Source organism: Rhodococcus sp. p52, from assembly GCF_000763325.2.
Taxonomy (GTDB): Bacteria; Actinomycetota; Actinomycetes; order Mycobacteriales; family Mycobacteriaceae; genus Rhodococcus; species Rhodococcus pyridinivorans.
Genome location: NZ_CP016819.1, coordinates 3,353,629 through 3,377,886, shown reverse-complemented (window position 1 = coordinate 3,377,886; position 24,258 = coordinate 3,353,629). Strand labels below are relative to the sequence as shown.

Genomic DNA, 24,258 nt, shown 5'->3' with positions numbered 1-24,258 from the left:
ATCTCGGCCGCGGTCGCGGCGTCTGATCTCAGCGGCGGGCGCGGCGCCGGACGACGAGTCCGAGCACCCCGAGGGCGATGACTCCGGCGGCCACGCTCGCACCGACGACCGGCAGTGCCGCGGGCGACATCTCGTCCGCGGCATCGTCGTCCGCGGGTGCGAAGAGATCGGTCGCACCGCGACGGATATGGATCGGTGGATTCTCCGTGCCTGCCGCGCCGCGCTCGGACGCGGTGACCAGGTCACCGTCGGCGGTGAATGCGACGGCTTCGCCCTGCGGTTCGTCCGGGACCGGGACGCGGAAGCGCGGACCGGCGACCAGAGCGGACGCGAGATCGCCGTCGGGGACGTGGAACAGGTAGACGTCGGTGTAGGTGCGGACCGCCGCGACCGTCCCGTCGGCGTTGACCGCACCGCCGGTGATCATCGAGGAGGACGCACCGGGAATGGGACCGCCGGGGGTGTCCGACGGTCCGAGTGCCAGCGACCCGACCCTCTCGAGGGGGGCAGGTCCCGGGACGGGGAGGCCGTCGATCGTGAGTCCGCGTGCGGGCCGGTAGACATTGCTCGAGCCGAACAGCGCCTTCGTCACGATCACAGGTTCGCCTGTCGCGGAGACGAGCACGGTCTCGGCGTCGCGGGGACCGTCTGGATAGGTCAGCCGGTGCAGATCTCCCTGCCCGGTGTCGGGGTCGAGGGAGATGAGCGCGATCGTCTCGCGGACGCGGGTGTTGTCGCCGAGATCCCCGAGCCACAACCGGCCGTCGGGCCCCGCGGCGAGATCCTCGACGTCGTAGGGATCGACGGGCGACGGAACGCGTTGCAGCACCGAGCAATCGTCGTCGAGTTCAACGATGCGTTCGTCCTCCCCGGCATCGGGCGTCGCGAACAGCCGGTCGCCGATCGTCGCGAGGCCGGACAGTTCGGTGAGCACGGGATCGTCGGGGGTACACAGCATCTCGGTCGGCAGATCCGCGACCGGAGTCTCAGCGTCCTGCGCGCCTGCGTGCGAGACCGGCACGAACGCCGCGACGGCAGCGAGCAGCGCCGCCCGGCGTACGACCCGCATCAGGCCGCGAAGTCGACCAATGCCGACGCCAGCGCTGCCGGCACCTTCGCGTGCACCCGCGTGCCGTCCACCTCGTGCTCGGACGACAGGATCTGACCGTCCGAATGGATGCGCGCGAGCAGATCACCGCGGGTGTACGGCAGGAGCAGCTTCACCTCGACGTCGGGATCCTCGAGCAGACCCGCGAGCTGGGTCTGCAACTCCTCGACGCCCACGCCGGTGTGCGCGGAGACGAACACCGCGCCGGGGATCGCGCTGCGCAACTGCGTCAGGGTGACCGGGTCGGCGGCATCGATCTTGTTGACGACGATCAGTTCCGGCGGCGGCGGTGCGTCCGATTCGCGGAGCACCTCGGTGACGACTTCGCGCACCGCCTTGATCTGCTCGGTGGGCATGGGGTCGGAGCCGTCGACGACGTGGAGCAGCACATCCGCGTCGGCGACCTCCTCGAGAGTCGACCGGAACGCCTCGACCAGCTGGGTCGGGAGGTGCCGGACGAAACCGACGGTGTCGGTGAGCACGTACTCGCGGCCGTCGGGCAGCGCCGACCGGCGGGTCGTCGGGTCGAGGGTCGCGAACAGTGCGTTCTGCACCAGGACACCGGAGCCGGTGAGCTTGTTGAGCAGGCTCGACTTACCGGCGTTGGTGTATCCCACGATCGCGACGGACGGGATCTTGTTGCGCAGACGCCGGGTGCGCTTGGTGTCGCGCGCGGCCTTCATCGCCTTGATCTCGCGACGGAGCTTGGCCATCCGCTCACGGATCCGGCGACGGTCGGTCTCGATCTTCGTCTCACCGGGACCGCGCAGGCCCACACCGCCGTTGCTGCCGGCACGGCCACCGGCCTGCCGCGACATCGATTCGCCCCAGCCACGCAGACGCGGGAGCATGTACTCCATCTGTGCGAGGGAGACCTGTGCCTTGCCCTCTCGCGAGGTGGCGTGCTGGGCGAAGATGTCGAGGATCAGCGCGGTCCGGTCGATGACCTTGACCTTGACGACCTTCTCCAGCGCGGTGAGCTGGGCGGGGGTGAGTTCGCCGTCGCAGATCACGGTGTCTGCGCCGGTGGACAGGACGATCTCCCGGAGTTCGTCGGCTTTGCCGGAGCCGATGTAGGTGGAGGCATCGGGCCGGTCACGACGTTGGACCAGGCCTTCGAGGACCTCGGAGCCCGCAGTCTCGGCGAGCGCGGCCAGCTCGGCCAGGCTCGCTTCCGCCTGGGCGGCCGTTCCGCCCGTCCAGACACCGACGAGCACGACACGCTCGAGTCGGAGCTGGCGGTATTCGACCTCGGTGATGTCCTCGAGTTCGGTGGACAGACCGGCCACACGCCGCAACGCGCTACGGTCTTCGAGTTGCATCTCGCCGACGGACGGATCCTCGGCGGTCCAGCCTCCGGATGCGTCGTACGCGGTCGGAGTGCTGTCATCTGTGGTTGCGCGATGCATGCGCTGTGTGTTCGTCATACACCTCCATGGTGTCACGAAGCCCGAATCGGTGCATTCGAGTTTTTCTGCCGCATCCGCGCGGGGGGTACCCAAGTGCGCGCCGGCCGGGCCGAGCGGCGCCGATCAGATCGGCGCCGACCACCAGGTGTCGTCGAGTTCACCCGTCGCGACCAGCACAGACGGCCCGCGCAACCAGGCGCGACCGTTCTCGATGCGCACCTCGACCGAGCCACCGGGGATCCGCACCTGCACCGCGCCGTCGGATGCGCCGTCGAAGCGCAGGGCTGCAGCAGCCGCGGCCACCGTGCCGGTTCCACACGAGCGGGTCTCCCCCACGCCGCGTTCGTGGACGCGCATGTGGACCGTCCCGGCCGCGATCGGGGTCAGGAACTCGATGTTGACCCCGTGCGGGAAGAAGCCCGGGTCGAAGCCGGGCGAGGTGAGGTCGAGACCGGCAAGGCTCGTGTCGTTCAGGTGCGGGTCCACGCACGCGAGGTGCGGGTTGCCGACGTCGATGCCGATGCCCGGATAGACCCGCCCGTCGATGGTCGCCGCCGACTCGCCGAGGGTGCGCACCGTCCCCATGTCCACGGTCACCTCGCCGAGGACCGGTCCTGTCTCATGCACGGTGACGGGCTTGCCTCCCGCCCGGCTGCCGACGACGAACTCGCGGCGGTCCTCGAACCCGTGCGCGGTCAGATAGTGCGCGAACACCCGCACACCGTTGCCGCACATCTCGGCGATGGATCCGTCGCCGTTGCGGTAGTCCATGAACCAGTCGTCGGCGTCGGTGCCCTCGGGCAGTTCTCCGAGCGCGCCGGCCGACACCAGTGCCCCGGCCCGGGCCACGCGGAGCACACCGTCGGCGCCGAGCCCGCGACGCCGGTCGCACAGGGCCGCGATCCGGCCTGCGTCGAGGTCCAGGCGGGCGTCGGGATCCGGAAGGATCACGAAGTCGTTCTCGGTTCCGTGCCCTTTGCTGAACTCCATGCGCGCTACCTTATCGGGCTGGTGAGGCCGGTGATGTGCGTGCGTCCCGGGCGGCCCGCAACGCGACGTCGAGCAGGTGGGGGTCGGCGCCGTCGAGCCAGTGGATGCGCGGGTCGCGGCGGAACCACGAGCGTTGCCGTCGCACGTAGCGCCGGGTCCCGATGAACGTCCGCTCGCGTGCGTGGTCGAGGTCGTACTCCCCGTCGATGTACGCGAGCACCTGTGCGTAGCCGATCGCGCGACGTGCGGTGACGCCCTCGTGCAGCCCGACTTCGAGGAGTCCGTGCACCTCGTCGACGAGGCCGCGTTCGAACATCAGGTCGGTGCGCCGCGCGATGCGGTCGTCGAGTTCGGCGGTGTCGCGGTCGACGCCCAGGATCACGGTGCCCCAGCGGGGCTCACCGATCGTCGGCTGCGACGCCGCGAACGGTTGCCCGGTCAGCTCGACGACCTCGAGCGCGCGGACCATGCGGCGGCCGTCGGTGGGCAGGATCGTCGCCGCGGCGGCGGGATCGGCGCTCTGCAGCGCCCGGTGGACCGCGGCGGGCCCCTCGGTCTCGAGCACCGCCTCCCACTTGGCACGGACCTGCGGATCCGTCGCCGGGAACTGCCATTCGTCGAGCAGTGCCTGCACGTACATCATCGATCCGCCGACGATGATCGGGAGGCGGCCGCGGCCGAGGATCGCCTCGACGTCGGCGATCGCGGCCTGCTGGTAGCGGGCGACCGTCGCGGTCTCGGTGACGTCGAGGACGTCGAGTTGATGGTGCGGGATCCCGCGACGCTCGTCCGGTGCCAGCTTGGCCGTCCCGATGTCCATCCCGCGGTACTGCTGCATCGCGTCGATGTTGACGATCTCGCCGCCGAGCGCTTCGGCGAGGTCCAGTCCGAGATCGGACTTGCCCGTGGCGGTGGGGCCCACCACCGCGATCGGTACGAGCGTGTCGGCGGGACCGGTGCTTTCTGCGCTCACGGTGTCCAGATCCCCACGTGGTAGCCCACGCCGTAGGGCGCGGCGGAGTAGGTGACGGACGCCGAGCGCGGGCGCGCTCCGAGGGTGGCCGCCAGGACGTGCCAGGCAGCGCGGCCGGTCAGCTTGATGTCCGAACACAGGTCGGGGTCGAGCGCCGCGAGCACCTCCGTGTCGCCGGCGCCGAGCGCTACGGCCAGGGCCGCCTCGACCTCCTCCGAGCGCGGATCGTAGGCGCCGGGCGCCTTGGCGGTGAGGGTCGTCGCTCCGTCCGCGACGACGAGCAGTGCTCGCGGCAGATCGTCGCGGTCGAGCTCCGCACGCAGGTCGCGGCCGAGATCGGCGCAGTGGGCGGCGTCGGCGTCGGCGGCCACCACGTGGGTCGTCACGTGGGTGCCGGGTGCCGTGCGGTCGCGGATCCAGCCGGCCACCAGCGCGGTCAACGCGAGCGCGGGATCGGGTTCACCGGCGGCCTCAGGACCGAGCTGCACCGTGACGTCGACACCGAACCCGAGGAAGGTTCCGCGCGCGGTGGAAGGAACGGTCTGTTCGGCCGTCTCGGCTCCCACGACCACCCATTCCGCGGCACCGGACAGGCTGCGACCGACCTCGAGAACCGCCTCGCGCAGATCGTCGGTCTCGGAGACGGCGAGACCGGTGAGCTCGGGGACGAGCAGCGGTGGGGACGGCACGAACGCCGCGGCGGTCAACACATCGGCAACCGTAGTCCACCGGACCCGGCGCCCTGCATGGACACGACCTGTTTCAATAGTGAGCGGACACGATCGCGGAGCCCCGGGATCGACCGGCGGTAGACCCATGCGACCAGGCAGCCGTGCCGCGCGGCAGAGATGAGGTATCGATGAGCGACCCGAACGCACAGGACCGAACCGGCGAGTCGACGCAGGAGCGGACCCCGCGTCCCGGTCCCGCCACACCCCGAGCCCATGCTGCGACGCCCGGCCCCGCGGGCCGAGAGAACGGCAGTTCCACCGCAGCACCCCCGAAGCCGCATCCCGTCGCGGCCCAGACGCACCCCCACGTCCCGGCGGTGCCCGCGAGCGATCCGAGTCGGTTCGGACGCGTCGACGAGGACGGCACCGCATGGGTCCGCACGAGCGAGGGCGAGCGGTGCATCGGATCGTGGCAGGCAGGCGACGCCGCCGAGGGCCTCGCGCACTTCGGACGCCGTTACGACGATCTCGTCACCGAGGTGGCGATCCTCGAGACCCGGTTGACCTCCGGCACCGCCGACGTGAAGAAGACCCGCGCGGCCGCCGAGGCACTGGCCGAGTCGCTGCCGACCGCCGCCGTCATCGGTGATCTCGATGCGCTCGCCGCCCGGCTCACCGCGATCATCGAGCACTCCGAGGAGGCTGCGGCTCTCGCCAAGCAGGAAAAGGAGCGTCGGCGCGCCGAGAGCACGGCCCGCAAGGAGGCCCTCGCGGCCGAGTCCGAGACGATCGCCGCCGAATCCGCCCAATGGAAGGCCGCGGGCGACCGGCTGCGCGAGATCCTCGAGGAGTGGAAGACCATCCGCGGGGGCGACCGGAAGGTCGACGACGTGTTGTGGCGTCGCTATTCGAAGGCACGCGAGGCGTTCAACCGGCGTCGCGGAGCCCACTTCGCCGAACTCGACCGCGAGCGCGCCGCGGCGAAGAGCCGCAAGGAAGAACTCGTCGCCCGGGCGGAGGAGCTGCAGAACTCCACCGACTGGGGTGCCACCGCCGCGGCCTTCCGCGACCTGCTCGCCGAGTGGAAGGCGGCCGGACGGGCACCGAAGGACGCCGACGACCAGCTGTGGAAGCGGTTCAAGGGCGCCCAGGACGTCTTCTTCGCCGCACGCAACGCCGCGAACGCCGAGCGCGACGCCGAGTTCGAGGAGAATGCCCGCGCGAAGGAGGCCCTGCTCGAGGTGGCCTCCTCGATCGACCCGTCGGCCGATCTCGAAGGTGCCCGGGCGCGCCTGCGCGAGCTGCAGGACCAGTGGGAGGCGATCGGCAAGGTGCCGCGCGAGCGCATGCACGATCTCGAAGGCCGTCTGCGGGCCATCGAGAAGAAGGTGCGCGAGGCCGCGGATTCCGAGTGGCGCCGCACCGATCCCGAGGCCCTCGCGCGTGCGGCCCAGTTCCGTGAGCGGGTGCGTCAGTTCGAGGAGCAGGCCGCCAAGGCGACCGCCGCCGGCCGGGCGAAGGAGGCCGAGAAGGCTCTCGCCCAGGCCGCCCAGTGGCGCGAGTGGGCCGACGCGGCCGAAGGTGCCGTCGGCGAGCGCTGACCCCGCGACATCCGAGACGGACGATCCCCCTCTCCCGGTCCGGGAGAGGGGGATCGTCGTGTTCGTGCCGGAGGCGTCAGGCCTCGGGGTCGTCGCGCATCAGGCGGGGCCGCTCGTGCTGTGCTGCGACCTTCCGCAACTCGGCCTCGGCCTCGAGCTGGGCCGAGGTCCGCGCCCACACCACGCGGGCCCAGTGGAAGACGATCACCATGACGGCGAACCAACCGATCACGAGACCGAATCCCGGTCCCGCGGCGGACGACTCGACGGGCAGGGTCTGGCGCGACCAGATCGCGAGCATGCCGAAGACGATGGTCACCGCCGAGCCGGCCAGAGACACCCACGCCAACGCCCACTTGCGGGTGACGAGCGCGAGAATCGAGCCCAGCCCGGCGAAGACCACTGCGAAGCCGACGAACAGCCGCGACGGCAGACCGATCTCCTCGGTGGTCGCGTCCGGGGCGAAGGACAGCACCTCCCACCCGTTGGCGGATCCGGCGTGGGGCAGGCTGAAGGTCGCCAGCAGGATCAGGACGGCGATCGCGACGAACATCGCCCGGGCGCCCGGGTCGATGTCGCTCGCCACCTTCCGTTCGGCGGCTTCGAGTTCGGCGCGTACGTCACCCGTCGCGTGGTGATCGTGCGGCTTGTCGGTGGTCATGCGTTGCATCCCATCTGAGGCGGCAGCGGGTCGGGGACGCCGATGCTCGGCAGTCCGAGTCCGACACCGATCGGCGGTGTCTTGGGCAACCGGCCCTGTTCGAAGTGGTCGCCCGCACGTGTACGGCGGTGCGTGAGGATCGGGGTGTCCGCGACGAGGTGGTGCGGCGCGGCGTCGCTGACGACGATCGTGATGACGTCGCCGGGACGCACCGCGGTGTCGATCGCGCCCTCGGGACGGAAGTGGACGAGGCGGCCGTCGCGGGCACGCCCGCTCATCCGGGCGGTCTCGGCGTTCTTGCGCCCCTCCCCCGCCGCGACGAGCAATTCGACCTCCGTGCCGACGAGCTTGCGGTTCTCCTCGAGGGTGATGCGTTCCTGCAGCGCGATCAGACGGTTGTAGCGCTCCTGCACTACGGCCTTGGGGACCTGACCCTCCATGTCTGCTGCGGGCGTGCCGGGACGCTTCGAGTACTGGAAGGTGAACGCGCTGGTGAAACGCGCCTTCTCGACGACCTCGAGGGTCTGCTGGAAGTCCTCCTCGGTCTCACCGGGGAAACCGACGATGATGTCGGTGGTGATCGCGGCGTGCGGCATCGCGGCCCGAACCCGCTCGATGATGCCAAGGAAGCGTTCCTTACGGTACGAGCGGCGCATGGCGCGCAGGATCCGGTCGCTGCCGGACTGCAGCGGCATGTGCAGTTGCGGGCACACGTTGGGGGTCTGCGCCATCGCGTCGATGACGTCGTCGGTGAATTCCGCCGGATGCGGGGACGTGAAGCGCACCCGCTCGAGGCCCTCGATGTCGCCGCACGCGCGCAGCAGCGACGCGAAGGCGCCCCGGTCGCGGGGCTGCTCCGGATCGGCGAAGGACCGGCCGTAGGAGTTGACGTTCTGGCCGAGCAGTGTCACCTCGAGCACGCCCTCGTCGACGAGCGCCTGCACCTCGGCGAGGATGTCACCCGGGCGCCGGTCGACCTCCTTGCCGCGCAGCGACGGCACGATGCAGAAGGTGCACGTGTTGTTGCAGCCGACGGAGATCGACACCCATCCGGCGTACGACGACTCGCGCTTGGCGGGCAGCGTCGAGGGGAACGCCTCGAGGGCGTCGAGGATCTCGACCTCGGCACGGCGATTGTGCCGCGCGCGTTCGAGCAGTGCGGGGAGATTGCCGATGTTGTGCGTGCCGAAGACCACGTCGACCCAGGGCGCCTTCTTCACGACCGTGTCGCGGTCCTTCTGGGCGAGGCAGCCTCCGACGGCGATCTGCATGTCGGGGTTGTCGTCCTTGACCGGACGCAGATGACTCAGATTGCCGTACAGCTTGTTGTCGGCGTTCTCCCGCACCGCGCAGGTGTTGAAGACCACCAGATCCGGTGACGCGCCGGGCACGGCCTTGGTGAAGCCGGCGTCCTCCAACAACCCCGACAGACGCTCGGAGTCGTGTACGTTCATCTGACAGCCGTAGGTGCGGACCTCGTAGGTCCGGGCACCGGTACGGGGGGCTTCTTCGTCGATCAGTGACACGTCTCAGGGTATCTCACCTCGGCGGGTCCCCTTTCCTCGCGCCGACCGCGCGTGCCCCGTCGAGGTATCCGTTACTGCTCGTGCAGTAAAAATCCCGTGACGCGCGTGTCGAAGGTGTCCCGAAATGCGAAGTCTCGGGCGTCGGACGGCATAGGGTCTGCAGATATGACATCAGCGGCCGCCGGAACGGATCGTCCGTCCGAGAAGTCGGACACCAGCTCGTCCATGATCTCCATGAACGGGGTGAACAAGCATTTCGGATCCCTGCACGTACTGCAGGACATCAACCTCGAGATTCCGCGAGGACAGGTCGTCATCGTCGTCGGCCCGTCGGGTTCGGGCAAATCGACCCTCTGCCGCACCATCAACCGGCTCGAACCGATCGATTCGGGAGAGATCCACGTCGACGGCACCCTGCTGCCGGAGGAGGGCAAGGCACTCGCCCGCCTTCGTTCGGACGTCGGCATGGTGTTCCAATCGTTCAACCTCTTCGCCCACAAGACGATCCTCGAGAACGTCATGCTCGGCCCCCTCAAGGTGCGCAGGATCAAGAAGGACAAGGTCCGCGAGTCGGCGATGCAGCTGCTCGACCGGGTCGGGATCGCCAATCAGGCCGACAAATACCCGGCGCAGCTGTCGGGCGGCCAGCAGCAGCGCGTGGCGATCGCACGCGCGCTCGCGATGAATCCCAAGGTCATGCTGTTCGACGAGCCCACCTCCGCCCTCGACCCCGAGATGGTCCAGGAGGTCCTCGACGTGATGACCTCCCTCGCGAAAGAGGGCATGACGATGGTCGTGGTCACCCACGAGATGGGATTCGCCCGCAAGGCCGGCGACCGCGTTCTGTTCATGGCCGACGGTCGCATCGTCGAGGACACCGATCCCGAGACCTTCTTCACCACACCGAAATCCGATCGCGCCAAGGACTTCCTCGGCAAGATCCTCAGTCACTGACCTGATTCCCGCACCGACGGGCCACCCGGTCCGTCGGACGTAGTTCCGAACCGCACCGGAGGTATTCGATGAAATTGTCCCGCTCCATCCGCCTGGGCATCGGCGCCGTCGCCGTGGCAGTGGTCGCCACGGCGTGCGGTGGCGACGAGACGCGCAGTGTCTCGCAGTCCGCGGAGAACGGCACCCTGACGGTCGGTATCAAGTTCGACCAGCCGGGCCTGGGCCTGCGCAACCCGGACGGTTCGTTCAGCGGGTTCGACGTCGAGGTCGCCAAGTATGTCGCCGGTCAGCTCGGTGTGTCCGAGGAGAACATCGAATTCAAGGAAGCTCCGTCCGCCCAGCGCGAGACCCTCATCCAGAACGGTGAGGTCGACTACATCGTCGCGACCTACTCGATCACCGATTCCCGCAAGGAGAAGGTGGACTTCGCCGGCCCGTACTTCATTGCGGGCCAGTCGCTCCTCGTGCGCGCGGACGACACCGAGATCACCGGACCCGACTCGCTCAACGGCGGCAAGCGCCTGTGCTCGGTGGCGGGTTCGACCCCGGCCCAGAACGTGAAGGACAACTACGCGCAGGACGTCCAGCTCCAGGAGTTCGACACCTACTCGCTGTGTGTCGAGGCGCTGCGCAACGGCGCGGTCGACGCGGTGACCACCGACGACATCATCCTCGCCGGCTACGCCGCGCAGAGCCCGGGCGACTTCAAGGTCGTCGGTGAGCCGTTCACCACCGAGCGCTACGGCATCGGTCTCGCCAAGGGCGACGACGAGTCGCGCAATGCTATCAACGACGCGATCGAGGAGATGATCGCCAGCGGTGCGTGGGAGGCCGCATTCCAGGAGACGGTCGGCGCCTCGGGCTACGAGCTCCCGGAGCAGCCGAGCGTCGATCGCTACTGAGTGTCGATCGTCACCGAGTACGGGTACCACCCGTCACGTCCGGCGGTGCGGCCGGTCCGTAATCCCACGGACCGGCCGGACCGTTCCGGACTCCCACCCGTCCCCTCGATCCCGGAGTGACCTGTGGATCTGTTGAGCAAGTACAGCAGCCAGCTACTCGACGCGTTCTGGACCACGATCCAGTTGACCGTCATCTCGGCGATCGGTGCACTGATCCTCGGAACGATCCTCGCCGCGATGCGCGTGTCCCCCATCCCGGTGGCGCGTGCCGTCGGCGCCGCCTACGTGACGATCTTCCGGAACACCCCGCTGACCCTCATCATCATCTTTTGCCTGTTCGGTCTGTCCCAGACGCTCGGCATCAAGCTGGCCTCCGAGTCGTCGCCGACCTTCCTGGTGGACAACAACTTCCGGCTCGCTGTGCTCGGCCTGAGCGTCTACACGGCGGCCTTCGTGTGCGAGTCGCTCCGCTCGGGCATCAACACGGTCTCGCTCGGACAGTCGGAGGCCGGCCGCTCGCTGGGTCTGACCTTCAGCCAGAATCTGCGCCTGATCGTCCTCCCCCAGGCTTTCCGCGCGGTCATCGCCCCGCTCGGTTCGGTGCTCATCGCGTTGACCAAGAACTCGACGATCGCCTCCGTCATCGGCGTGTCCGAGGCCTCGCTGCTGATGAAGACGATGATCGAGAACGAAGCGGCCATCTTCGTCGTCGGTGGCATCTTCGCGCTCGGATTCGTCATCCTCACCCTTCCCACCGGCCTGCTCTTCGGCCGGCTCAGCAAGCGATACGAGGTCGCCCGATGAGTGCACACGGAACCGTTCTCTACGACGCACCCGGGCCCCGCGCCAAGGCGCTCTACCGGATCCTGTCGGTGGTCGTGGTCGCGCTCCTCGTCCTGGTCGGCTGGATCGTCTACCGCGCGCTCGACGCCAACGGACAGCTGACGGCCGCCAAGTGGGAGCCGTTCGTCGAATCGTCCAGCTGGACCACCTATCTGCTGCCCGGCATCCGCGGCACGATCATCGCGGCCGTCGCGTCGATCGTGCTGGCACTCGTGCTCGGCACGGTCCTGGGTATCGCGCGTCTGTCCGACCACCGGTGGGTCCGCTGGCTCGCCGGCACGATCGTCGAGTTGTTCCGCGCCGTCCCGGTGCTGATCCTGATGATCTTCGCCTACCAGGTGTTCGCCGAGTACCGCGTCTTCAAGTCCGGATATCTCGCGCTCGCGGCGGTCATCACCGGCCTGACCCTGTACAACGGCTCGGTCATCGCCGAGATCGTGCGCGCGGGCATCCGATCGCTTCCGCGTGGTCAGAGCGAGGCCGCCTACGCGATCGGCATGCGGAAGAACCAGCTCATGCGACTGATCCTGCTGCCGCAGGCCGTGACGGTCATGCTCCCGGCGATCGTGTCGCAGATGGTGATCGCGCTCAAGGACTCCGCGCTCGGCTACCTCATCGGCTATGTCGAAGTGGTGCGTTCCGGCCAGCAGCTCGGCGCGTTCTTCCAGAACTACCTGCCGTCGCTGCTGGTGGTCGCGGCGATCATGATCATCCTCAACAGTGCGCTGACACAGTTCGCGATCTGGCTCGAGAAGCGTCTGCGATCCGGGAAGCGGAAGAAGGGTGCCGTGGCGGCCGAAGAGCCGCAGACGATGCCCACGATGTCGGTGCCAGGCCTGGACCTGAGCGGCGAGGGCCGCAAGTAACAGCAGCACTGCGGTTGCGAAGTTCGCAGTCGAGCCCAGGCGTTTCGCAGTCGGGCTCAGTCGTGCGGGAGGTCGCTCGCGTCGGCACCGAACGTCGCGAGTTCTTCCCGCACGACATCGAACGCCATCCCCTGCGCGTAGCCGCGCCGGGCCAGCATCCCGACCAGCCGCCGCACCAACTTGTCGCGTTCGGCCGCGATCTCGCGCCGATCCCCTTCGGTGGGCAGCGGCGGCTGGGTGCGGAGCTTCTTGCGGACCAGTTCGACCGCCCGTTCCCGTTCGTCGGCGGTGTCGATCTGTTCGAGGGCAGCCGCCGCGTCGTCGGCGTCGATTCCCTTGCGGCGCAGTTCGAGTGCGATCGCGCGCTTACCCTTCCCCGCGTGCAGATGCCGTGAACGTGCCCACTGGTTGGCGAAATCCGCGTCGTCGATCAACCCGACCTCGGTGAGACGGTCGAGGGCACGTTCGGCGACGTCGGACGCGAACCCCTTCTGCTCGAGCTTCGTTGCGAGCTCGGATCGGCTGCGTGCCCGATCGGTCAGCAGACGGAGACAGACGTCCTTGGCCTGCGCTTCGGTGCCGCCGCCGGGCAGTTCCTGCTCGGTGCGAGCCGAGCGCCGCCGTCCGCGTCGTTCGCGCCGAGCGTCGGGGCGTCGTTCCTCGGAGTCGTCCATGACGCGCACAGTAGCCGGACGCACCGACAGCGCGGCCGGGTGCGGATACGCCACGGGGGCACGGACGACGTGCGTCCGTGCCCCCGTGGGGCCGTGGGCGGTGACTAGAAGTCGACCGGCTCCTCGACATCACTCGGATCGGTGAGAACGGCACCGATGCCGAGCTTCTCCTTGATCTTCTTCTCGATCTCGTCGCGCACATCGGTGTTCTCGAGCAGGAACTTGCGGGCGTTCTCCTTGCCCTGCCCCAGCTGGTCGCCCTCGTAGGTGTACCAGGAGCCGGACTTGCGGATGAAGCCCTGCTCGACACCCATGTCGATGAGCGAGCCCTCCTTCGAGATGCCCTGGCCGTACAGGATGTCGAACTCGGCCTGCTTGAACGGAGGCGAGACCTTGTTCTTGACGACCTTCACGCGGGTGCGGTTGCCCACCGCGTCGCCCCCGTCCTTGAGCGTCTCGATCCGGCGCACGTCCAGACGCACGGAGGCGTAGAACTTCAGCGCCTTACCGCCCGTGGTGGTCTCGGGCGAGCCGAACATCACGCCGATCTTCTCGCGCAGCTGGTTGATGAAGATCGCGGTGGTGCCGGAGTTGTTGAGCGCACCGGTCATCTTGCGCAGTGCCTGGCTCATCAGGCGGGCCTGGAGACCGACGTGGCTGTCGCCCATCTCGCCCTCGATCTCGGCGCGGGGCACGAGCGCCGCGACCGAGTCGATGACGATGATGTCGAGCGCACCCGAGCGGATGAGCATGTCGGCGATCTCGAGGGCCTGCTCACCGGTGTCGGGTTGGGACACGAGCAGGGCGTCGGTGTCGACACCGAGCTTGCGCGCGTAGTCCGGATCGAGGGCGTGCTCGGCGTCGATGAACGCCGCGATGCCGCCGGCGGCCTGCGCGTTGGCGACCGCGTGGAGGGCCACCGTCGTCTTACCCGAGGATTCCGGGCCGTAGATCTCGATGACGCGCCCGCGTGGCAGGCCGCCGATACCGAGAGCCACGTCGAGTGCGATCGACCCGGTGGGAATGACTGCGATGGGCGGACGGACGTCCTCGCCCAGGCGCATCACCGAGCCCTTACCGAAGCTCTTGTCGATCTGCGCGAGGGCGAGCTCGAGCGCCTTCTCGCGGTCGTGAGCCTGTGCTGCCATCTTGGTCCCCTTAATAGAATCTCGTCCTTGTTGTCGACGACGTTAGAACCCGGCACCGACAAGTTCGCTGTCGCGACCGCGGAAACGCCGTATCTGTGGATGGAATCACCACCTGTGGACAACCCACCCGGCGTTCCCAGCATAGCCGAACACGTGTTCGAAATCCGGTCGCTTCGTGTACGCCAGGAATGGTCTCATCCCGGTCGGACAGAAAATCGATTCCGGCATCTACTCCTGCACCGATTCCGGTCGGGAACAGCCCCGACCGGCTCCGCGGCTACCGCCGCACGGGTGGGACGTCGAACTCGTCGCAGAGAGCGCGCCATACCTCCCGGGGCTCCTGTCCCGCCTCGATCGCCTCGGCCGCCGTCCGTCCACCGAGCGAAAGCAGCACGTGATCGCGCAGCAGGGCATCGCCGTGCATCTGTCCGAACTCGTCCCGGACCACCTCGTAGAACTCCGTCAACCGCACCCCGACCACGGTAGTCGCGCGCGGTGTGGCGCGACAGTCAGTCCGCTGCGGCCTCGCACACCGCGACCGGATCCTCCACGTCGCCGGCACCGTCCGCGGCCGCACGAGCCGCGGCGGCGAAGTCCGGCGACGACAGCACGGTGTCGATCGCGGAGCGGACCGCATCCGCGTCGAGCGGACGCACCACCACCGCACTCCCCTGCCGTGCGGCGCGGTTCGCCAGCTCCCACTGGTCGCCGTCCCCGGGAACGATCACCGCCGGAACCCCCGCACTCAGCGTCTTGGCGAGCATCCCGTGCCCACCCCCGCACACGACGACATCGGCCTGCCGGAGCAGGACGTCCTGCCTGCCGCGACCCGAGACGGCCCAGCTGGGGAGCGACTGCGGCGGAGGGTCGAGCATCGTCGCGGCGACCCGCATCCCGGCCCCGTCGAGTGCGTCGCAGACCGTCTCGACCATCCCGGTCACGCCGGTGACCGCGGTCGACGGCGCGACCATCACGAGAGGTCCGTCCCCTGGCGGCGGATCGAGGATCTCCACGGTGGGTTCCCACAGCAGCGGACCGACGACGTGCGCGTGCCCGGGCCAGTCGGGACGTGGCACCTCGAGTGCCGGCAGGGTGGCGATCAGCCGGGCCCGGGGCCCGGGATCGCGCGCCGGCAGACCGATCCCGACGCGTGCGGCAGAACGCTCGCGCTCCCCCTGCCGCAGCGATCTCGCGGTCATCGCTCGCAACGCGGCATCCCTCAACCGGCCCCGCACGCCCCTGCCCACATCGAGACCGCTGCCGATCGGCGGGAGCCCGCGCGACGGCAGGTACAACGGGTGCGGCGAGAGCTCGACCCACGGGATCCCCAGGCGCTCGGCGGCCATCCCTCCGCCGGCGGTGAGCACGTCCGCCACGACGAGGTCGGGTAGCAGGGCTCCGAGATCCGGGAGCATCTCGCTCGCGATATGGGCGGCGCGGGCGTGGATCTTCGCCCCCGCGTCGCCGTCGTCGTCCCCGAGCCGGGGCGCCAGCCCCTTCAACTCAGCGAACGTCACACCGGGCAGCTCGAGGCCGAGCCATCGTTCGCCCGTGAGGACGACCGCGTCGTGCCCGGCATCCGCGAGCCGCAGCGACAACGCGATCGCCGGAATCGCATGACCCGCATCGGGCCCGGCCACCACCGCCACTCGCACGCGCACAGCCTGCCACAGGCCACCGACGGCGGGACGCTTCCTATCCCGCGAAGGTGTACAACTCGAACCCGGAGGCGCGCTCGGCAGCGAATCCCGGCAGCGGCGCCGATGCGCGCTCCACCTGTTCGCGCGCTTGTGCCTCCACCGGCCTGTCGTCGAGAGCCTGCAGGTACAGACGGTGCGCCGCGAGGGACTCGACTGCCAGTTCGACCGTATCGGTCACGTCCACCGCGTGGGTCGGAGGCGAACCCGGACACACGGCAGCCCATCGCACGCCGTGCCACGGTTCCAGACCGCGTTCGGTGAGTTCCGGGAAGATCCATTCGTTCGCGGCATCGGAGACGGCGTCGAGGACGCTGATCCCGAGCGCCCGATGGTCGGCACTGTTGACCCAGCCGGGCCGGGGCGACAGCCCGAACGCGAGCGTGACCACCATCTCAGGACGATGACGTCGGATGGCGGAAGCGATGTCGCGACGGAGATCGAGACTCGGGACGAGTCGACCATCCGGGTGCCCGAGGAACTCGACGGTATCCACTCCGACGATCCGCGCGGACTCGCGCTGCTCCGATTCCCGCACCGGCCCGCTCTTCTCGGGCGACAGACCGGCGATGCCCGCCTCGCCACTGGTGGCCAGAACGTAGGAAATCTCCTTGCCCTGTCGGGTCCACCGCGCGATCGCCGCCGCCGCGCCGTATTCGATGTCGTCCGGGTGGGCGACGACGACGAGTCCGCGTTGCCAGTTCTCCGGTACCGCCTCCACAGCTACCCCCTTCGTCTACAGACGTGTCAGGTCGTGCTTGTCACCTCCCGATACTGCCTTGTACAGCAGGTATCCGCCGAAGATCACGGCGCCGAGTACGAGAAAGCCGAACAGGTTGTCGAACAGGGCGCCGAGGACGGCGAGACCGACCCACACCACCGCGACGATTCCTACGATCTTCCAGAACATTGGGTACTCCCACCCTCGATGCCGACCTCTTCCGAGTCGGACTCCGTTTGCTCGGTACGCCTCGATCCTGGCAGCTGGAGCAATGAAAAACAGCAGGCCAGCGCAGATATCAGGGAAAGATCAGGGGACACCCGGAGGCGCACCCCGGTGTGGCCCACGGGCACCCGGAGACGGGTCGGTGACCCGCGGCACGCCGGTACGGCTTAGGCTCTACGGGTTCGCCGTCCATACCAGAAGGCTGAGTAACCGTGTCCTCGTCCCCCCGTATCCCCGCGCGCGACCTCGCGCAGATCGCCGTCTTCGCCGCCCTGATCATCGCCCTGGGACTGCCCGGTCAGATCAGTATCGGATCGTCCGGCGTGCCCATCACGCTGCAGACCTTGGGCGTGATGCTCGCGGGTGCACTGCTCGGCGCACGCAAAGGTGTCCTGTCGGTGCTCACCGTGATCGTGCTGGGGCTGGCGCTGCCCGTACTCGCCGGCGGGCGCACGACCCTCACCTCGCTGGCAGGTCCCACGGTGGGCTTCCTCATCGGCTGGATCCCTGCCGTCGCCGTGATCGGCTGGCTGAGCATGAAGATGCTGCCGCGATACCGCACGTTGCCCGGTGTGGCCGTCAACGTCCTCGGTGGCATCGTCGTCCTCTACGCCTTCGGTATCGCAGGCATGGTCCTGCGCACGGATCTCACGGTGTGGGCCGCCGCCGCGGCCAACGTCACCTTCCTGCCGGGCGATCTGGCCAAGGCGGTCGTCGCCGCAGCGGTCGCCGCCCAGGTGCATCGCGCCTATCCCGCACTGGCGGCATCGCGCATCGCGCACCGCCCCGCTGCGGATCCCGCGCACTGACGCAGTCCGACCGTCGATGAGCGAGATCCGATTCCGGGAGGTGCGGCACGCCTACGGCGACCGCACCGTTCTCGACGGGGTCGACGTGGTCCTCACCGAACGACGCGTCGGCATCGTCGGAGCGAACGGCAGCGGCAAGTCGACGATGGCGCGCATGATCAACGGCCTGCTCGTCCCGTCGTCCGGCTCGGTGACCGTCGACGGCCTCGACACGGCGCGCAAGGGCCGGGAGGTCCGCAAGAAGGTCGGATTCGTCTTCACCGACCCGGACCATCAGATCGTCATGCCGACGGTCGCCGAGGACGTCGCCTTCTCGCTGAGACGCAGCGGACTCGGCAAAGAGGAGCGCGAAGCCCGGGTAGGGCAGGTCCTCGCCGACTTCGGGCTCGCGGGGCATCACGACCACCCCAGCCACCTGCTCTCGGGCGGCCAGAAGCAGTTGCTCGCGCTCGCCGCGATCATGGTGACCGACCCGGCGGTGCTCGTCGCGGACGAACCGACGACCCTGCTCGACCTGCGCAATACGAAGCTCATCGCGCGCACCTTCGCGAGCCTTCCGCAGCAGGTGATCGCGGTGACCCACAATCTCGAACTCCTCGTGGGCTTCGATCGTGTGCTGGTGGTCGACTCGGGGCGGGTCGTCGCCGACGACGAACCGGCGTCCGCGCTCGCGTTCTACCGGAATCTGATCGGGTGAACACGTTCGGCCTCTACCATCCCGGACGCTCCGTCCTGCACCGGCTTCCGGCGGGAGCGAAGCTGCTCGCGGTCGCAGCACTGATCCTTGCGCTGACCCTGTGGATCCGGCAACCCTGGCAGGTGCTTCCCGCCCTGGCCTTGGCCGTGCTCGCGTATGCGGCCGCGCGCATACCTCCGCGTCTGGCGGTTGTGCAGCTGCGGCCGCTGGTGTGGATGCTGGCGATCATTGCAGCGTTCCAGGTGCTCGTGGCGGGGTGGGAACGGGCGGTGGTGATCTGCGGGTCGCTGCTCGTGGCGGTCGCCCTGGCCGCCCTGGTGACCCTCACGACGCGGACCACCGACATGCTCGACGCGATCGTGCGGGCGGCCCGTCCCCTCGCGCGCGTCGGGGTCGATCCCGACCGGGTGGGACTCGTGCTGGTGATGACCGTCCGCGCGATCCCGCTGATCGGCACCGTGGTCACCCGCGTGACCGAGGCACGCAAGGCGCGCGGTCTCGGATTCTCGTTGCGGGCGCTGGTGGTTCCGGTGGTGGTGGGAGCCCTCCGCACCGCGGAGGCGATGGGCGAGGCCCTCGCCGCTCGCGGTGTCGACGACTGAGAGGTGTCGACGACCGACGTGTTCGGCTCGCGGTGTCGATGATGGGGGTGTTCCACCCCTCAGGGGTGGTAACGCTGCTCGATCTGCCCCAACTCGCGCCAGGACTGCGCCCAGCTCTCGAGTTTGTCGGACGTGGCGATCAGTTCGGCGCGTCGCTGGTCGAGCATCGCCAGCGACCGGTTACCCTCGGCGGTCGCGGCGAGGCGTGCTGCGGCGGCGACGAGTTCCTCGAACTGGTCGACACCCGTCCCGAGACGCTCGCCCGCGTCGACGATGGCCGCGGACAGATGGGTCTTGGCGGCCGCACTGCCCTGCGCGGCGGATTCGAGGGCAACGACGTCCTCGACGACGGCATCGAGTGCGGATGCGGCTGCGCGGGCCGCGTCGTCGATCTCGGTGAGGTCGTCGGGGGCCACGGAGTTCGACCGCACGAGCACACCGAGCAGGCGCCGCAGGCTCTCCTCGTTCGCCGCGAGGCGTTCCATCGGGGCGCGGGCGACCGAACCGGCCGGTGGCAGCGACCGGCGGCGCGGCGGCGGTGGGGGCAGCGGCACCGCATCGAGGCGACGGAAGGTACGGACGGCGAGGACGGCAGGCACTGCGAGAGCCGCCGTCGCTCCCCCGGCCGCGACGAGCGTCCATTCGGGAGCCGACGCGACGGCCAGGGTCGCGGTGCCGATCGCCGTGGTGCCCGAGCCGGCACCGAAGAAACTGGCACGCCGACGCGCGCGACGCTTCTTACGCCGCAAGCGGGCGGCGGGATCGCGCCAGCGGCGCGCGGCCTCCATCGCGTTGCCGGTGGCATCGCGGAACGCAGAGACGACCGAACCGGGGATGTTCCCGGTCCGGTCGTCTCCGGAGACGTTCACGGCGGATCAGTTCCGAGGCGTGCGGATCAGCGGCCGGTGGTACCGGCAGCGTTCGGGGGCTCTTTGCGCGTGTCGACGGCAGGGTTGGCGGGGGTGCCCGGAAGCGCCTCGCCCTTCATCGACGCCCGGATCTGCTCGAGTCGGCTGTGACCGGCCATCTGGACGGTGGCCTGCTGAACCTCGAGCATGCGGCCCTGCACCGAGTTCTGGGCGAGCTCGGCCGAACCGAGAGCGTTGGCGTAGCGACGCTCGATCTTCTCGCGGACGGCATCGAGGCTCGGAGTGGTGCCCGGAGCTGCGAGGGTCGAATCCATCGAACGCAGCGACTCGCTCACGCGCTCCTGCATCTTGGCCTGCTCGAGCTGGCTGAGCAGCTTCGTGCGCTCTGCGACCTTCTGCTGCAGCGCCATGGCGTTCTGCTCGACGGCCTTCTTGGCCTGCGCGGCGGCCTGGAGCGACTGGTCGTGCAGCACCTTGAGGTCCTCGACGGACTGCTCGGCGGTGACGAGCTGTGCCGCGAAGGCCTCGGCCGCGTTCGTGTACTGGATCGCCTTCTCGGTGTCGCCCGCCGCCGTGGCCTGGTCGGCCATCATGACGGCCTGGCGGGCACTCGCGTTGAGCTTCTCCACCTCGTCCAGCTGACGGTTGAGCTTCATCTCGAGCTGACGCTGGTTACCGATAACGGAGGCCGCCTGCTGCGAGAGTGCCTGATGCTGACGCTGCGCGTCCTCGATCGCCTGCTGAATCTGGACCTTCGGATCGGCCTTCTCATCGATCTTCGAGTTGAAAAGCGCCATCAGGTACTTCCAGCCCTTGACGAAAGGATTAGCCATGGGTGTGATCCTGCCTCCATCTGGTACGCCGCGCCGAACGCGACCCGGTACGCGGCCCTCGCGCCCCGGTTCGAAGATCGCCGGTCCGCTGCTACCCCCGACGACCCACCTGCCCCGGCCGGGTCCGTGCACGCACCACGCCCCGGCTCGATGTCGCTTACGACCGTATCCGGCGAGACCGGCACGGTTCGTGATCCATGTTAGGCGGCTGCCAGCGCCTGTGCGGCGGGTGCAGGGATCACCATGCGCGGCTCCTGCGCGAGCAACCCGGGCTCGGCGGTGGCGCCGTCGTCGGACCGCTCGGCCGGTGCCGTGTCGGCTGCGGTGGTCTCCATGTCCGTGCGACGGTCGAGGCCGTCCGCCAGCAGACCGCTCACATCGAACAGCACGTCGGACAGCGGGACCTCCAGTGCATCGCAGATGGCCGCGAGCAGTTCGCTCGAGGCCTCCTTCCTGCCGCGCTCGATCTCCGAGAGATAGCCGAGGCTGACCCGGGCGCTGCTGGAGACTTCGCGCAGGGTGCGGCTCTGCGAAACACGGGTGCGCCGAAGGCTGTCACCGAGTGCCTCACGCAACAACAGCGCCATCCCATCCTCCTTCGTCCGTCGTGCCGACACCTCGTCAACGCACGACGACGCTGCGAGGTTCCCGCAGATCGATCGGACCTCGATACCGCGGTGTCCAGACATTACAACGCCGACGGCGGTTGCAGACGCCCGAGTAGTCCCGACACCGCGTAGTCCCGACACAGCGTAGTCCCGACACAGCGGTGTCGACCGCACCGAGCCGGATCCCGCACGTCCCGCCCCGTGGTTACCGGGCGTCCTCGCCCACCGTGCGGCCGTCGCCCGGCATGTCCTGGGCAGCGGCGCCCTCCCCCGCGGCGCCCTCCCCCGCGGCGCCCTCCCCCGCGACGTCCACCCCCAGGACGTCCTCCGCACGGGCGGTCTCGCTCTCGCTCCGGCGCACCCCGGTACGCAGCCGGATCGCCTGGACCACGTAGTCGAGTCCCGTCACCACCGTCAGGGCGACCGCCAGGATCATCAGGCCGATCGCCACCGGCGCCACCGATTCGGGCAGCGGCAGCAGGTAGACACCAATGGCGAGCGTCTGCACCAGCGTCTTGAGCTTGCCACCGCGACTCGCCGGGATCACGGCGTGCCGGAGCACGGCGAACCGCAGGGCGGTGATCCCCAGCTCCCGAGCAGCGATGATCCCGGTGACCCACCACGACAGGTCACCGAGCATCGACAGCCCGACCAGCGCGGCACCGATGAGGGCCTTGTCGGCGATAGGATCGGCGAGTTTGCCGAAATCGGTGACGAGACCGTGCTTTCGCGCGAGTTGACCGTCGATCCGGTCGGTGATGGCGGCGATCGCGAAGACTCCGGTCGCCGCGAGCCTCCACCCGATGTCGTGCCCGTCGCCGACGAAGAGCAGCACCAGGAAGACCGGTACCAACGCGATCCGACCCACCGTCAAGATGTTGGCGATGTTCCACAACGGCACCGGATCGTGCGGGCTCCCGGCGTGCGGTCCCGGTGCGGCGCCGCTCCCGCCCGACGCGGTGACATGCTGGCGGGGCGTGCTCATGTGCCCCACAATATCGGTAGCCGCACGCGCTACTGTTCACCGCATGACGACACCGCCGACGAACCACGACTCGAACGATCGAATGGTCGTACGGCGCGCCCGAACCTCCGACGTGCCCGAGATCAAGCGGCTCATCGACATCTATGCGGGCAGGATTTTGCTCGAGAAGAATCTGGTGACCCTGTACGAGGCCGTCCAGGAGTTCTGGGTGGCCGAACTCGGGGGTCGGGTCGTCGGGTGCGGGGCCCTGCACGTGCTGTGGTCGGATCTCGGCGAGGTGCGCACCGTGGCCGTCGACCCGTCCGTCAAGGGCCACGGCGCAGGTCACCTGATCGTCGAGCGCCTCATCGAGGTCGCCCGCGAGCTCGAGCTGGAACGACTGTTCGTGCTCACCTTCGAGGTGGAGTTCTTTGCGCGGCACGGTTTCACGGAGATCCAGGGGACTCCGGTGACGGCCGAGGTCTATGCGGAGATGTGCCGGTCGTACGATACGGGCGTCGCGGAGTTCCTGGACCTGAGCTACGTGAAACCGAACACGCTCGGGAACACCCGGATGCTCCTCACCCTCTGATCGAGACCCACGAAAGCGAGGCCCGCATGGCCCTGTTCGCCGTCGAGTACACCTATTCGGATGCGACCGCCTCGGCGCGCGACGAGCACCGCCCGAAGCACCGAGCATGGCTCGGCGATCTCGTCGAACAGGGCATCGTGCGGGCGACCGGCCCGTGGACCGACGGTTCGGGTGCGCTCATCCTCGTCGACGTGGCCGACGAGGCCGCGGCGCGCGAACTGATGGCCCAGGACCCGTTCGCGCAGCGCGACCTCGTCGATGCCGTGCGCATCACCGGGTGGAACCCGGTGATGGGCGTGTTCAACTCCTGACGGATTCCTTCTCACCGCGCGTCTTGAGCAGGCTGGCCACCGTCGTCACGGCCAGCACTCCGACGATCACGATCAGGGACACGCCGGTGGAGATCTCCGGGACGGCGACGTGCTCGCCGCCGTTGATCCAGCCGAGCGTGTTCTCATGCAGGGCGTGGAGCACCAGCTTCACGCCGATGAACGCGAGGATGATCGACAGTCCGTAGGACAGGTAGACCAACCGCTCGAGCAGACCGCCGATGAGGAAGAACAGCTGGCGCAGGCCCATCAGCGCGAAGGCGTTCGCAGTGAACACCAGGTACGGCTCGTTGGTCAGACCGTAGATCGCGGGGATCGAGTCGAGCGCGAAGAGGATGTCGGTGAAGCCGATCGCGACGAGCGCGAGCAGCATCGGCGTGACGAACTTCTTGCCGTCGATGCGGGTGACGAGGCGGTCGCCGTCGTACTCGTCGTGCACCGGCAGGAACTTCCGGGCCAGCTTGACCATCCGGTTCTCCGAGATGGCCTGCGGGTCCTCACCGTGGTCGCGGATGAGCTTGACCGCCGTGTAGATGAGGAAGAAGCCGAACAGGTAGAACACCCAACTGTAGGCGTTGATCGCCGCGGCACCGACCGCGATGAAGGCTCCGCGCATGACCAGCGCCAGCACGATGCCGATGGTGAGGACCTTCTGCTGGTACTCACGGGGCACCGCGAAGGTGGCCATGATGATGACGAACACGAAGAGGTTGTCGACCGACAGCGCCTTCTCGGTGATGTAGCCGGCGAAGTACTCACCGCCGTAGGTCGGTCCCCAGACCGCGAAGACGATCACGCCGAAGAGGATCGCGATGGCGACGAAGACGGCCGACCAGAAACCGGATTCGCGCAGTGTGGGCGCGTGCGGCTTGCGGACGTGGGCGAAGAAGTCGAAGATGAACAACCCGATGATGACGGCGATCGTGATCAACCAGGTAGTCAGGTTTACGTGCATGGGCACATAGGCCTTCCGGTAGGTATGCGTA

Annotated in this window: 28 protein-coding genes; 10 read left to right on the top strand and 18 right to left on the bottom strand. The window is 68.7% G+C overall.

The features are described from left to right. Positions 1-28: 28 nt before the first annotated feature. From IM25_RS15635 to IM25_RS15615, 5 genes are all read right to left on the bottom strand, one after another. Entirely contained in the window at positions 29-1,069 is a 1,041-nt protein-coding gene (locus IM25_RS15635) for a hypothetical protein (protein WP_033096543.1), read from the bottom strand. Further along, on the bottom strand, positions 1,069-2,535 hold the full coding sequence (gene hflX, locus IM25_RS15630; protein WP_006551306.1) for a GTPase HflX: 1,467 nt from the start codon (positions 2,533-2,535) through the stop codon (positions 1,069-1,071). Before hflX ends, IM25_RS15635 begins: the two co-directional genes overlap by 1 nt. A 105-nt stretch (positions 2,536-2,640) precedes the next feature. Continuing rightward, positions 2,641-3,507: a diaminopimelate epimerase gene (dapF, locus tag IM25_RS15625; RefSeq protein ID WP_006551305.1), complete on the bottom strand. Its 867-nt coding sequence runs from the start codon at positions 3,505-3,507 to the stop codon at positions 2,641-2,643. 10 nt (positions 3,508-3,517) lie between these two features. Beyond that, on the bottom strand, positions 3,518-4,480 hold the full coding sequence (miaA, locus tag IM25_RS15620; protein ID WP_052039971.1) for a tRNA (adenosine(37)-N6)-dimethylallyltransferase MiaA: 963 nt from the start codon (positions 4,478-4,480) through the stop codon (positions 3,518-3,520). After that, positions 4,477-5,190: a hypothetical protein gene (locus IM25_RS15615; protein ID WP_033096542.1), complete on the bottom strand. Its 714-nt coding sequence runs from the start codon at positions 5,188-5,190 to the stop codon at positions 4,477-4,479. Before IM25_RS15615 ends, miaA begins: the two co-directional genes overlap by 4 nt. A gap of 149 nt (positions 5,191-5,339) precedes the next feature. On the opposite strand from IM25_RS15615, the gene IM25_RS15610 reads away from it, so the two are divergent. Further along, positions 5,340-6,752, top strand: coding sequence for a DUF349 domain-containing protein (locus tag IM25_RS15610; RefSeq protein ID WP_065996163.1), 1,413 nt, complete (start codon positions 5,340-5,342; stop codon positions 6,750-6,752). A gap of 76 nt (positions 6,753-6,828) precedes the next feature. On the opposite strand, the gene IM25_RS15605 is transcribed toward IM25_RS15610, so the two are convergent. Together IM25_RS15605 and miaB are read right to left on the bottom strand one after the other, a co-directional pair. Then, positions 6,829-7,422, bottom strand: a complete 594-nt coding sequence (locus IM25_RS15605) for an Rv2732c family membrane protein (RefSeq protein WP_016692697.1) — start codon at positions 7,420-7,422, stop codon at positions 6,829-6,831. Next, complete coding sequence (gene miaB, locus IM25_RS15600; protein WP_033096540.1) at positions 7,410-8,939, bottom strand: tRNA (N6-isopentenyl adenosine(37)-C2)-methylthiotransferase MiaB; 1,530 nt, start codon at positions 8,937-8,939, stop codon at positions 7,410-7,412. The genes IM25_RS15605 and miaB overlap by 13 nt, the downstream gene beginning before the upstream one ends. 225 nt (positions 8,940-9,164) lie before the next feature. Between miaB and IM25_RS15595 the strand changes: the two genes are divergently transcribed. The 4 genes from IM25_RS15595 to IM25_RS15580 all read left to right on the top strand — a co-directional run bounded on the left by IM25_RS15595 (position 9,165) and on the right by IM25_RS15580 (position 12,504). Further along, positions 9,165-9,893 carry an amino acid ABC transporter ATP-binding protein gene (locus tag IM25_RS15595; protein WP_174556276.1) on the top strand — a complete coding sequence of 243 codons (729 nt, stop codon included), beginning with the start codon at positions 9,165-9,167 and terminating at the stop codon, positions 9,891-9,893. 68 nt (positions 9,894-9,961) lie between these two features. Continuing rightward, positions 9,962-10,795 carry a glutamate ABC transporter substrate-binding protein gene (locus IM25_RS15590; protein ID WP_006551297.1) on the top strand — a complete coding sequence of 278 codons (834 nt, stop codon included), beginning with the start codon at positions 9,962-9,964 and terminating at the stop codon, positions 10,793-10,795. Between the two features lie 123 nt (positions 10,796-10,918). Beyond that, positions 10,919-11,599, top strand: coding sequence for an amino acid ABC transporter permease (locus IM25_RS15585; protein ID WP_006551296.1), 681 nt, complete (start codon positions 10,919-10,921; stop codon positions 11,597-11,599). Next, positions 11,596-12,504: an amino acid ABC transporter permease gene (locus IM25_RS15580; protein ID WP_033096538.1), complete on the top strand. Its 909-nt coding sequence runs from the start codon at positions 11,596-11,598 to the stop codon at positions 12,502-12,504. Before IM25_RS15585 ends, IM25_RS15580 begins: the two co-directional genes overlap by 4 nt. A gap of 56 nt (positions 12,505-12,560) precedes the next feature. On the opposite strand, the gene recX is transcribed toward IM25_RS15580, so the two are convergent. The 6 genes from recX to IM25_RS26465 form a co-directional block, all read right to left on the bottom strand. Continuing rightward, positions 12,561-13,178, bottom strand: a complete 618-nt coding sequence (gene recX / locus IM25_RS15575; protein WP_033096537.1) for a recombination regulator RecX — start codon at positions 13,176-13,178, stop codon at positions 12,561-12,563. Between the two features lie 104 nt (positions 13,179-13,282). Then, positions 13,283-14,326: a recombinase RecA gene (recA, locus tag IM25_RS15570; protein WP_006551292.1), complete on the bottom strand. Its 1,044-nt coding sequence runs from the start codon at positions 14,324-14,326 to the stop codon at positions 13,283-13,285. 277 nt (positions 14,327-14,603) lie between these two features. Then, positions 14,604-14,798: a DUF3046 domain-containing protein gene (locus tag IM25_RS15565; protein ID WP_006551291.1), complete on the bottom strand. Its 195-nt coding sequence runs from the start codon at positions 14,796-14,798 to the stop codon at positions 14,604-14,606. Between the two features lie 37 nt (positions 14,799-14,835). After that, a complete protein-coding gene (locus IM25_RS15560) occupies positions 14,836-15,981 on the bottom strand; it encodes a glycosyltransferase (protein WP_183079138.1) in 1,146 nt (381 codons plus the stop codon). Positions 15,982-16,021: 40 nt separating this feature from the next. After that, entirely contained in the window at positions 16,022-16,744 is a 723-nt protein-coding gene (locus tag IM25_RS15555; protein WP_033096535.1) for a PIG-L deacetylase family protein, read from the bottom strand. 15 nt (positions 16,745-16,759) lie between these two features. After that, positions 16,760-16,933 (bottom strand): hypothetical protein, encoded by a 174-nt coding sequence (locus IM25_RS26465; RefSeq protein ID WP_033096534.1) that lies wholly within the window; start codon positions 16,931-16,933, stop codon positions 16,760-16,762. A 248-nt stretch (positions 16,934-17,181) separates the two neighbouring features. Between IM25_RS26465 and IM25_RS15550 the strand changes: the two genes are divergently transcribed. From IM25_RS15550 to IM25_RS15540, 3 genes are read left to right on the top strand one after another with little or no spacing between them, the layout of a single operon-like run. Next, a complete protein-coding gene (locus tag IM25_RS15550; RefSeq protein ID WP_033096533.1) occupies positions 17,182-17,778 on the top strand; it encodes a biotin transporter BioY in 597 nt (198 codons plus the stop codon). A 16-nt stretch (positions 17,779-17,794) separates the two neighbouring features. Beyond that, entirely contained in the window at positions 17,795-18,475 is a 681-nt protein-coding gene (locus tag IM25_RS15545; protein ID WP_033096532.1) for an energy-coupling factor ABC transporter ATP-binding protein, read from the top strand. Next, complete coding sequence (locus IM25_RS15540) at positions 18,472-19,077, top strand: CbiQ family ECF transporter T component (protein ID WP_019289168.1); 606 nt, start codon at positions 18,472-18,474, stop codon at positions 19,075-19,077. Before IM25_RS15545 ends, IM25_RS15540 begins: the two co-directional genes overlap by 4 nt. A 59-nt stretch (positions 19,078-19,136) precedes the next feature. Here the strand turns inward: IM25_RS15540 and pspM are convergent, their stop codons facing one another. From pspM to pgsA, 4 genes are all read right to left on the bottom strand, one after another. Then, on the bottom strand, positions 19,137-19,946 hold the full coding sequence (gene pspM / locus IM25_RS15535; protein ID WP_006551284.1) for a phage shock envelope stress response protein PspM: 810 nt from the start codon (positions 19,944-19,946) through the stop codon (positions 19,137-19,139). A 26-nt stretch (positions 19,947-19,972) separates the two neighbouring features. Then, positions 19,973-20,779, bottom strand: a complete 807-nt coding sequence (pspA, locus tag IM25_RS15530) for a phage shock protein PspA (protein WP_006551283.1) — start codon at positions 20,777-20,779, stop codon at positions 19,973-19,975. 200 nt (positions 20,780-20,979) lie between these two features. Next, positions 20,980-21,366, bottom strand: coding sequence for a helix-turn-helix domain-containing protein (locus IM25_RS15525; RefSeq protein WP_006551282.1), 387 nt, complete (start codon positions 21,364-21,366; stop codon positions 20,980-20,982). Positions 21,367-21,592: 226 nt separating this feature from the next. Beyond that, the gene (gene pgsA, locus IM25_RS15520) at positions 21,593-22,372 is read right to left on the bottom strand and encodes a CDP-diacylglycerol--glycerol-3-phosphate 3-phosphatidyltransferase (RefSeq protein WP_033096531.1); all 780 of its coding nucleotides are present in this window, start codon (positions 22,370-22,372) and stop codon (positions 21,593-21,595) included. A 43-nt stretch (positions 22,373-22,415) separates the two neighbouring features. On the opposite strand from pgsA, the gene IM25_RS15515 reads away from it, so the two are divergent. Together IM25_RS15515 and IM25_RS15510 are read left to right on the top strand one after the other, a co-directional pair. Next, positions 22,416-22,943 carry an amino-acid N-acetyltransferase gene (locus IM25_RS15515; protein ID WP_228045020.1) on the top strand — a complete coding sequence of 176 codons (528 nt, stop codon included), beginning with the start codon at positions 22,416-22,418 and terminating at the stop codon, positions 22,941-22,943. A gap of 26 nt (positions 22,944-22,969) precedes the next feature. After that, positions 22,970-23,254 (top strand): YciI family protein, encoded by a 285-nt coding sequence (locus IM25_RS15510; protein WP_033096530.1) that lies wholly within the window; start codon positions 22,970-22,972, stop codon positions 23,252-23,254. Here IM25_RS15510 and IM25_RS15505 read toward each other — a convergent pair. Continuing rightward, a complete protein-coding gene (locus IM25_RS15505; protein WP_006551278.1) occupies positions 23,244-24,227 on the bottom strand; it encodes a TerC family protein in 984 nt (327 codons plus the stop codon). The two genes, IM25_RS15510 and IM25_RS15505, sit on opposite strands and share 11 nt — an antisense overlap. Positions 24,228-24,258 lie beyond the last annotated feature (31 nt).